Source organism: Intrasporangium oryzae NRRL B-24470 (genome assembly GCF_000576595.1).
GTDB lineage: Bacteria > Actinomycetota > Actinomycetes > Actinomycetales > Dermatophilaceae > Intrasporangium_C > Intrasporangium_C oryzae.
Genome location: NZ_AWSA01000086.1, coordinates 1 through 9,311 on the forward strand (window position 1 = coordinate 1; position 9,311 = coordinate 9,311).

Consider the following 9,311-nt stretch of genomic DNA (forward strand, 5'->3'; position numbering starts at 1 on the left):
CGCTCGCCGAGACGGGAGCGCTCCTCGACGACCGCGACCTGCTCGCCCGGGCCGTCGCCCGCGCGCTCGCCATCCCGGCCGACTTCCCCGGCCCCGACGTCACGCAGGGCATCGCCGGCCTCGGCCTCACCCTCGTGCGCCTCTGGGAGCTCACCGGGGACGAGCGCGTCCTGGCCCGGCTCGCCGCGGTCGCCGCCGAGCTCGCCGGCCGCGTGACCCGCGACGCCCACGGCGTCTCGTGGTTCACCCCCGCGGGCACGCCCTCGGCGTTCGCGGGGAAGCGCTTCCACGGCTACGCGCACGGCACCGCGGGCATCGGCACCTTCCTGCGGTATGCCGCTGACGCCCTCGCCGACGACCGCCTCCTCGCGCTGTCCGTCGAGTCCGCAGACAGCCTCGTGCGTGCCTCGCTCGAGCTGTCGGACGGCCGCCTGCTCTGGGGCTCGAGCCCCGAGGAGCCGGCGCCCGGCATCCAGCACTGGTGCAACGGCTCGAGCGGCGTCGCGACCTTCCTCGCCCGGATGACCGGCGACCGAGAGGTGGCGGGCGTCCTCGAAGGCGCCGCCCGAGCGATCGTCGCGTCGAAGTGGCAGTCCGGCATCGCCTACTGCCACGGCCTCTCCGGCAACGCGGACACCCTGCTCGACCTCGCCGACGTGCTCGGCGGGACCTACCGCGACCAGGCCGGCGACCTCCTGCGGATCATGTGGGACCGCCGGCAGGTGGACACGATCGGCACCGGCCTCGGCGACGAGCCCGGCCGGATCACTCCCGACTTCGGTGTCGGCTACGCCGGCGCCCTGTCCACCCTGCTGCGGCTGCGCCACGGCGGTCCGCGCCTCTGGATGCCGGAGGGTGCGCGATGACCGCGGCGGTCGTGCCGGCCCTTCGCGGCGACGTGACGGCCGCTGCGGCCCAGCCGTCGGAGCCGGTGCGCGTCTCGTGGCGGCTGTCACCCTCGGGCTCGGTGGCCGCCTGCACGATGGTCGGCGCCGGCGGGGTTCCCGTCCTCGAGATCCGCCACCGCGCCGGGTCGTCGACCCAGCGACGCGTCGTCGCCCTCCCCGGGCTCTCCGTGCACTCGCAGCTGCTCCCTGACGACGGCGGCTCGGTCCTCGTCTGCCACCACCGCCGCGGCGCCCACGTCGTCGAGTCCGTCACCGTCACGGGCGAGACGACGCGGATCGCGACCTTCGTGTGCCAGTCGGTCCAGCTCGTCCGGGCTGGGGACGCCGTCCTCGTCCTCGAGGGCGACGGCATACGGACGCACGTCCATCGTCTCGTCGCCGACCGCCTCGAGCCGCTCGTCACGGTCGACGGTCGGGCACTCGGCGCGGTCGCGCTCGACGCGGCCGGCGAGCGCCTCGCCCTCAACGTCATGCACGACGCGAACCCGTCACAGGCCGTCGAGGTCGAGATCGCCACGGGCGAGGCCACGCCTCTCTTCTCGGTCCGCCCGACGAGCGAGGACCAGGTCGTCGACCACGTCGCCGGTGCCAACCTCATCGTCGTCTCGACGACGGCGTGGGGCACCCCTCGGGTGGGCTTCGGTCGCCCAGGGCAGGAGCCGGTGCGCTTCCCGGACGGGTTGCCGGCGGGTGCCGTCACCTATCTCGGCGCCAGCCGGGACGGGACGCGGATCGCGGTCTCGGTCGAACAGGGCGCCGTGTCGTCGATCCGGATCGTCTCGACGGTCTCGGGTGAGGCGAGCCGCCCCGACCTGCCGCCCCTCGTCGTGCTCGGTCGAGGGCACCTAGGCGACGCCGAGCTCGTCGTCCCGGTCGCGACGCCCGACCACACCGGCACGCTCCTGCGGGTCGACCTGGTGGACGGGTCGTGGGAGCTCGACGACGAGACGGTCGCCGCGTCGGTCCCGGTCCGGGTCACCACCCTCCCGGGAGCCGACGGCCCGATCGAGTGCGTCGTCGTCGGTGACCCCGAGACGGCGCGCACCGTCGCCGTCGCCCTGCACGGCGGCCCGCTCGACGCGTGGCGCGCCCACCACGAGCCGCTCCTCGCCGGCCTGGCCCGGGCAGGGATCGCGGTCGTGGCCCCGAACGTCCGAGGCAGCACCGGCTACGGCACCGACCACGCCCTCGCGATCCGCGACCAATGGGGTGGACCCGACCTCGCGGACGTCCTCGCCGTCTCGGGGGCCCTGCGTACCCTGCGGGGCCCTGACCTCCCGCGGCCGGTCGTCCTCGGGCACTCGTACGGCGCCTGGCTGGCCGTGCTCGCGGCCGCCGCGGAGCCCGCGGCGTGGAGCGGGTGCGTGTCGGTCTCGCCCTTCGTCAGCGGCCGCCGGGTCGTCGACGGCGGCGGCCCGGTCGCAGAGCTCGTGCGCCGGCTCGGGGGGACTTCGGGTCCCGACCTCACCACGGTCGCCCACCGGATCACCGCGCCCGTCCTCGTCCTCCACGGCGACCTAGACACGGTCGTCCCCGTCGCCGAGGCCGAGCACCTGGCCGAGGCCCTCGACCCCGACCGGTCGTGCCTCCTGCGCCTCGGCGGCTGCGGGCACGACGTCTTCACCTCACCCCGTCGGCAGGACGCGATCGAGAGCATCGCGGCCTTCTGCCACCACAGCTCGCGCCGGCCGCAGGCCGTGCGCCCGACCACCACACCAGAGAGGAGGTGAAACACCATGACGATCGACATCCTCGCGCTCGACCTGCTCCCCGAGACGGAGCCGACCGCCCTCGCGGACCTCGACCGCCAGGGCCTCCTGCCCTGCTCCGAGACCTGCTGGTTCTGGACCTGCCTCTACACGTGCAAGGTCACCGAGGCCTGAGCGGCCCACACCACCAACGACATTCGCAAGACACAGAGACAAGGAAACTCATCATGACCATCGACATCATCGCCCTCGACACGCTCCCCGAGACGGAGCCGACCGCCCTCGCGGACCTCGACGGCCAGGGCCTCCTGCCCTGTTCCGAGACCTGCTGGTTCTGGACCTGCCTCTACACGTGCAAGGTCACCGAGGCCTGAGCGGCCCACACCACCAACGACATTCGCAAGACACAGAGACAAGGAAACTCATCATGACCATCGACATCATCGCCCTCGACATGCTCCCCGAGACCGAGCCGACCGCCGTCGCCGACCTCGAGGGCATCGGCCTCGAGAAGTGCAGCAAGACCTGCTACGTCACCTGCTGGATCACCGAGTGGTGACGACCGGCGCCTGACCGCACCGGAGATGTCATCACGGCCCTGCACAACGACGTCGCACGCCCGACGTCCCAGACACCCGCGAAGGGGGTGACCGCCCATGACCATCGACATCGCAGCCCTTGACGGGCTCCCCGAGACGGAGCCGACCGCGCTCGCCGACCTCGAGGGCACCGGCCTGATCTTCTGCAGCACCACCTGCTTCATCACGTGCTTCATCACCGAGTGGTGAGGCCTGCAGGTGGCCGGCCCTGCCGCTAACGGGGCCGGCCACCGACAGGACTCACCACCGCGACTGTCACCACGCGATTCTCACCGGTGAGCGTCGACGACGCCACCCAGCGATCACCACCCAGCGATCACCATCCACGAGGTACCCACCGAGGCTCCTCACCAACCGGACCCACGAAAGGCCTCCACATGCGCACCACGACGTGGCGACTCGCCCCGACCTGGGCCCTCACCACGGTCGGCCTCTCCGTCCTCGCGGCGCTCGCCTCCCTCGCTGTCCCGAGGCTCGTGGGCCAGGCCCTCGACCGCGTCACGACGGGCGGTGACGCCGGGCAGAGCCTCGTGCGCCTCGCAGCGGTCCTGGTCGTCGCGAGCCTCTGCAGCGCCGGTACGGGTCTGTCGGCAGGCACGTATGCCGCCCGCGTGACCCAGCGGCTGCGGGCCCGGGCGATCGCCTCGGTCACGGACCGCGAGGCCCTTCGGGTGACGAGCGCCGGCGACACCGCCACACGTCTGCTCGTCGACGCGGCACAGCCGGCCGCCGCGCTCGGGATCACGATCTCGATCACCCTCGTCGCGGCCACCCTCGTCGTCGGCCTCGTCTCGATCGCGCTCATCGACTGGTGGGTCCTCGTCGGCCTCCTGCTCGGCCTCGTCGCTCTCGTCATGGTCGTGCGTCGGTTCGTCGCCGACAGCACGCCCTCGCTCGAGGCCTACCGGGCCGGGCAGGCCCGGATCGCCGACCGCGCCCTCGACGCCCAGCGCGGTGCCGCGAGCATCCAGGCGCACGGCACCTGGCTCACCGAGGCCGAGCGCGTCCTCACGCCGCTCGACGGCGTCCGGGCGGCCGGCCGGTCGCTCTGGGCCCTGCAGGGCCGGATGGCCTGGCGCTCCGGCGTGTTCGTCCCGGCAGCGCTGCTCGTCACCGTCGCCATCGGTGGCGTCTCGCTGGCCCGCGGCCGGATCTCGGCCGGCGAGCTGGCGGCCCTCATCGGCTACGCCACCCTCGTCATCGGCTCCCTCGACGGCATCGAGGCCGCGGCCGGCCTCGCGAGCGTCCGGGTGGGGACCCGGCGTCTCTCGGAGATCGCCGCCACGATCGCGTCGGCCCCGCACCGCAGCGCCTCCCCGACCACCCCTCGCGGAGCGGTCGCCGTCACCCTGCACGCGGCGAGCGCCTGGACCGACGGGACGGACGGCGAGCCGACGATGACCGACCCGGTCGACCTCGAGGTTCGTCCCGGCCGGGTCGCGACGCTCGAGGGGCCGACTGCCCTGACCAGCGCCGTGGCTCGTCTCGCGTCCGGGGCAGCGACCCCCGCGGCGGGGGGGGTGCTCGTGGACGGCATACCCCTGCGCAGCCTCGCGCCGGACGCGCACGTCGCCGCGCTCGCGGGAGCCCGCCCGGCACTACTCGGCGACACCGTCGCCGGCCTGCTGACGATCGGCCTGACCGACGTCGGCCGCGAGGCCGTCCGGCGTGCCGCCGAGGCGGCCCACATCGACCACGTCATCGAGGCGCTGCCCGACGGCTACGACACGCCGCTCGCCGACCTCGCCCTGTCCGGCGGGGAGCTCCAGCGGCTCGGGATCGCCCAGGCGCTCCTGCACGGCTCGGGCCTGCTCGTCCTCGAGGAGGCCACGAGCAGCCTCGACCCGGCCACCGAGCTCGAGGTCGTCCGTGCCGTCGCCGGGACCCGCGGCGAGCGCACGGTCCTCATCGCCTCGGGCCGCCCCGCCCTCGCGGCGATCGCCGACCTGTCCGTTGCATGTTCTCCACGGTCACCGATGACCGTGGAAGACATCGAACCGAGGGACGAGGAAGACCTGATCCTGACGGGAGAGGCCCGATGAACGCCGGACTCCGGTTGCTCCGCAGCACCACCCCTGCGCCCCGACGCCTGGCCAGGGTCGCCGCCTGGTCGGCGGTCGAGTGCCTCCCCGCGCTCGTCTCCGGGGTCTCCGTCGCGCACGCCGTTGACGCCCTGGTCGCGGGCCGGCCCTCGGCCGCGACCCTCTGGCTCGGCGCGATCGCCGTCGCGATGGTCGTCGGCGCTGCTGCAACCCGCCGGCTGTATGCCGCGATGTCGCCTCTCGTCGAGGACCTCCGCGACGGCCTCATGACGGCCACCGTCCGCGGGACCCTCGCCGAGTGCGCGCGCACCGGCCGACCGGGTGCGGCCACGGTCACCCAGACCATCGAGCAGGTCGACCAGGTCCGCAACCTCGTGTCGGCGGTGCTGCGCAGCTTCCGCTCGACCGTCGTGCCGCTCGCGACGGCCTGCGTCGGGCTCCTGCTCCTCGACAACCGTCTCGGCCTGGCCGTGCTCGTCCCCCTCGCAGCCGCCCTCGCCCTCCAGTCGCTCCTCGTGCCCCGCACGGTGCGCCGGCAGCGCCGGGCGGCCCTCGAGCAGGAGGCGTTCGGCGCGGACACCGCCGCGGTGCTCGCCGACCTGCCCGCCCTGCGCGGCCTCGGGGCGGACGCGTGGGGCCGCAAGCGGCTCCTCGCCGGGGCCGACTCCGTCGCCGCGGCCGAGCTGCGGGTCGTCCGCACGACGGCCCTCCGCCAGTCGGTCATCGCCCTCGGCGCCCACATTCCCCTCCTCAGCGTGCTGCTCGTGTCGCTGCCCCTCCTGCGCGACGGGTCGCTCAGCGCGGGCGCCGTCATCGGGGCCACCACCTACGTCCTCACCGTGCTCGCCCCGGCCGTGTCGTCGTTCGTCGCCGTCTCGGGGGGCTGGGTCGTCGAGCTCGTCGTCCTGCTCGACCGGCTCGCGCTCGTCGCCGGGCGCCCCGGCCCCGAGAGCCGCGACGCTCGCACGCCGTCCCGGCCCACGCAGGGGTATGCCGTGGAGCTGCGCGGTCTCGCCTTCGCCTACCGCCCCGAGAGCCGACCGGTCCTCACCGGCCTCGACCTGCAGGTCCGGCGCGGCGAGCACGTTGCCGTCCTCGGTGCGAGCGGCACCGGCAAGTCCACCCTCGCACGGCTGGTCGCCGGGCTCGAGACGCCGACGGGCGGCACGGTCCACGCGTCCGAGAGGCTGTGCTTCGTGCCCCAGGAGGCCTACGTCTTCGCCGGGACCCTCCGGGAGAACCTCCTCCACCTCGCCCCGACCGCCGACGACGACCGCCTCCGCGAGGCGCTCGAGGTCTTCGGCCTCGCCGGCCTCGGGGACCGCCTCGGTGGCCTCGACGGAGAGATCCGCAGCCGCGACGAGCGGCTGACCGCGGCCGACCGCCAGCGGGTCGTGCTTGCGCGGGCGTGGCTCTCCCCGGCCGACGTCGTGGTCCTCGACGAGGCCACGAGCCTGCTCCCTGTCGGCGACGACGAGGCGATCGAGGCCGCGTTCACAGCGGGCGGACGGACCCTCGTCACGATCGCCCACCGGGTCGACGTCGCCGGGCGGGCCGACACCGTTGTCTTCTTCGACGGCTCCAGCGTTCACACCGGCCGCCACGTGGACCTGCTCGACGGCCACGGCGCCTATCGCGACCTCCACTCGCACGCGGCGCTCTACGCGCACTGAGCGACCGCTGACCGGCGTCGCGCACGGGACCCGGTCACCCGGCATACGGCCTCGTCCATGCCGGGGCGGACCTGTTGCGGTCGCCACACCTGTTCGGGCCCGGATTCCTTCGCCCCGGCGGAGAAGCTGTGGTCGGCGCGGCGCTCGACCCCCTCGCCCACGCCGGACGCGGTACGTTGCTGCGGCGAGAGGAGCGCCCATGACTGTCTCCCAGCCCCTGGCGAACACCCCGACGACCCGGTCCCGACGATGAGGATCGCCCTCTTCGTCACGTGCCTCGGTGACGTCCTCTTCCCGGAGGTCGGCAAGGCCACCGTGACCGTCCTCGAACGGCTGGGCCACGAGGTCGTGTTCCCCCAGCAGCAGACGTGCTGCGGGCAGATGCACACCAACACCGGCTACCAGCACGACGCGCTCGGCCTCGTCGCCCACCACGTCGACGTCTTCGAACGGGCCGTTGCCCAGGGATGCGAGGCCATCGTCGCCCCGTCGGGCTCGTGCGTCGGGTCGGTCCGCCACCAGCACGCCGCGGTCGCCCGGCGCGAGGGCGACGAGGCGCTCGCGCTCCGGGCCGAGGCCGTCGCCGCCCGCACGTTCGAGCTGTCCGAGCTGCTCGTGGACGTCCTCGGTGTGACCGACGTGGGGGCGACCTACCCCCACCGGGTCACGTACCACCCGACGTGCCACTCGCTCCGGCTCCTCCGGGTCGGCGATCGCCCGCGGCGGCTGCTGCACGCCGTGCGCGGCATCGACCTCGTCGAGCTCCCCGCCGCCGACACGTGCTGCGGGTTCGGTGGCACCTTCGCGGTCAAGAACGCCGACACCTCGACGGCGATGCTCGCCGACAAGATGTCATCGGTCCTCGCGACGCGCGCCGAGGTCGTGACCGCGGGCGACGCCTCGTGCCTCATGCACATCGGCGGCGGGCTCGCCCGTCTGCGCACGGGCGTCCGGCCCGTCCACCTCGCCGAGATCCTCGCGAGCACGGCGGGGGACACGGCATGAGCACCTTCCTCGGTATGCCGCTGGGCCGGGTTCCGGGGCCAGCCGCCGACACGGCGGTCGGCCACCTCACCGGCGACCGCACCTTCCCCGAGGAGGCCCGGGAGGCCCTCGCCGACACGAGGCTGCGGCGCAACCTGGGGCACGCGACGTCGACGATCCGTGCCAAGCGGGCGGCCGTCGTCGGCGAGGTTCCGGACTGGGAGGCCCTTCGCTCGGCCGGCTCGGCGATCAAGGCCGACACGATGGCCCGTCTGCCCGAGCTCCTCGAGCAGCTCGAGGCCGCCGTCATCGCCCGGGGCGGAGTCGTCCACTGGGCCCGTGACGCCGCGGAAGCCAACCGCGTCGTCGTCGACCTCGTGCGGGCCACCGGCGCGAGCGAGGTCGTCAAGGTCAAGTCGATGGCGACCCAGGAGATCGGCCTCAACGAGGCGCTCGAGGCGGCCGGGATCACCGCTCACGAGACCGACCTCGCCGAGCTCATCGTCCAGCTCGGTCACGACCGGCCCTCCCACATCCTCGTGCCGGCGATCCACCGCGGGCGGGCGGAGATCCGCGACATCTTCGCCCGGGAGATGCCCGGCGTCGACGCGTCCGCCCTGACCGACGAGCCTGCCGTCCTCGCGGCCGCCGCGCGCTCGCACCTGCGCGAGGTGTTCCTCCGGGCCAGGGTCGCCGTCTCGGGGGCCAACTTCGGCGTCGCCGAGACCGGCACCCTCGCCGTCGTCGAGTCAGAGGGCAACGGCCGGATGTGCCTCACGCTGCCCGAGACGCTCATCACCGTCATGGGGATCGAGAAGGTCGTCCCGACCTGGCGCGACCTCGAGGTGTTCCTCCAGCTCCTGCCGCGCTCCTCGACGGGCGAGCGGATGAACCCCTACACGTCGACGTGGTCGGGCGTGACGCCCGGCGACGGACCGCAGGAGTTCCACCTCGTCCTGCTCGACAACGGCCGGACCCGCGCCCTCGCCGACGACCTCGGTCGCACCGCCCTGCACTGCATCCGCTGCTCGGCGTGCCTCAACGTCTGCCCGGTCTACGAGCGGACCGGCGGACACGCCTACGGATCGGTCTACCCCGGCCCGATCGGCGCCGTGCTCACGCCCCTGCTCACCGGCGTCACCGGAGAGGCCGACCCCAACGACTCGCTCCCCTATGCGTCGAGCCTCTGCGGAGCCTGCTACGACGTGTGCCCGGTCAAGATCAACATCCCCGACCTGCTCGTTCAGCTCCGGGCCGAGCACACCGAGGCCCATGCGGCCCACCACCGGGTGCCGACGGCCGAGGCCGCGGCCATGGCGGCCGCCGCCTGGGTCATGGGCGACGCGACGCGGTTCGCGCGGGCGGGGCGGGCCGCCGGGACCGCGCGGCACGGCAT

10 protein-coding genes are annotated in these 9,311 nt (G+C 74.0%); all 10 read left to right on the plus strand.

Translation table 11 applies throughout. The annotated features are described in order from the left end of the window. Positions 1-866: lanthionine synthetase LanC family protein (locus N865_RS20865; RefSeq protein ID WP_034810205.1), on the plus strand; the 866-nt coding region annotated here is incomplete at its 5' end. Beyond that, positions 863-2,638, plus strand: coding sequence for an alpha/beta hydrolase family protein (locus tag N865_RS20870; RefSeq protein WP_034810206.1), 1,776 nt, complete (start codon positions 863-865; stop codon positions 2,636-2,638). The genes N865_RS20865 and N865_RS20870, both read left to right, overlap by 4 nt. A gap of 6 nt (positions 2,639-2,644) precedes the next feature. Further along, a complete protein-coding gene (locus tag N865_RS22905) occupies positions 2,645-2,791 on the plus strand; it encodes a hypothetical protein (protein WP_157557816.1) in 147 nt (48 codons plus the stop codon). Positions 2,792-2,844: 53 nt separating this feature from the next. Next, the gene (locus N865_RS22910; protein ID WP_157557817.1) at positions 2,845-2,991 is read left to right on the plus strand and encodes a hypothetical protein; all 147 of its coding nucleotides are present in this window, start codon (positions 2,845-2,847) and stop codon (positions 2,989-2,991) included. A 53-nt stretch (positions 2,992-3,044) separates the two neighbouring features. Continuing rightward, the gene (locus N865_RS23360; RefSeq protein WP_211244944.1) at positions 3,045-3,176 is read left to right on the plus strand and encodes an ALQxL family class IV lanthipeptide; all 132 of its coding nucleotides are present in this window, start codon (positions 3,045-3,047) and stop codon (positions 3,174-3,176) included. A gap of 97 nt (positions 3,177-3,273) precedes the next feature. Beyond that, positions 3,274-3,405, plus strand: a complete 132-nt coding sequence (locus tag N865_RS23800; protein WP_281173530.1) for a hypothetical protein — start codon at positions 3,274-3,276, stop codon at positions 3,403-3,405. Positions 3,406-3,593: 188 nt separating this feature from the next. Next, positions 3,594-5,258 carry an ABC transporter transmembrane domain-containing protein gene (locus N865_RS20875; protein ID WP_034810207.1) on the plus strand — a complete coding sequence of 555 codons (1,665 nt, stop codon included), beginning with the start codon at positions 3,594-3,596 and terminating at the stop codon, positions 5,256-5,258. After that, on the plus strand, positions 5,255-6,931 hold the full coding sequence (locus N865_RS20880) for an ATP-binding cassette domain-containing protein (RefSeq protein WP_034810208.1): 1,677 nt from the start codon (positions 5,255-5,257) through the stop codon (positions 6,929-6,931). The genes N865_RS20875 and N865_RS20880 overlap by 4 nt, the downstream gene beginning before the upstream one ends. A gap of 249 nt (positions 6,932-7,180) precedes the next feature. Continuing rightward, positions 7,181-7,936 carry a (Fe-S)-binding protein gene (locus N865_RS20885; RefSeq protein ID WP_034810209.1) on the plus strand — a complete coding sequence of 252 codons (756 nt, stop codon included), beginning with the start codon at positions 7,181-7,183 and terminating at the stop codon, positions 7,934-7,936. Beyond that, on the plus strand, positions 7,933-9,311 hold a 1,379-nt coding region (locus N865_RS20890), incomplete at its 3' end, for a lactate utilization protein B (RefSeq protein ID WP_034810210.1). The genes N865_RS20885 and N865_RS20890, both read left to right, overlap by 4 nt.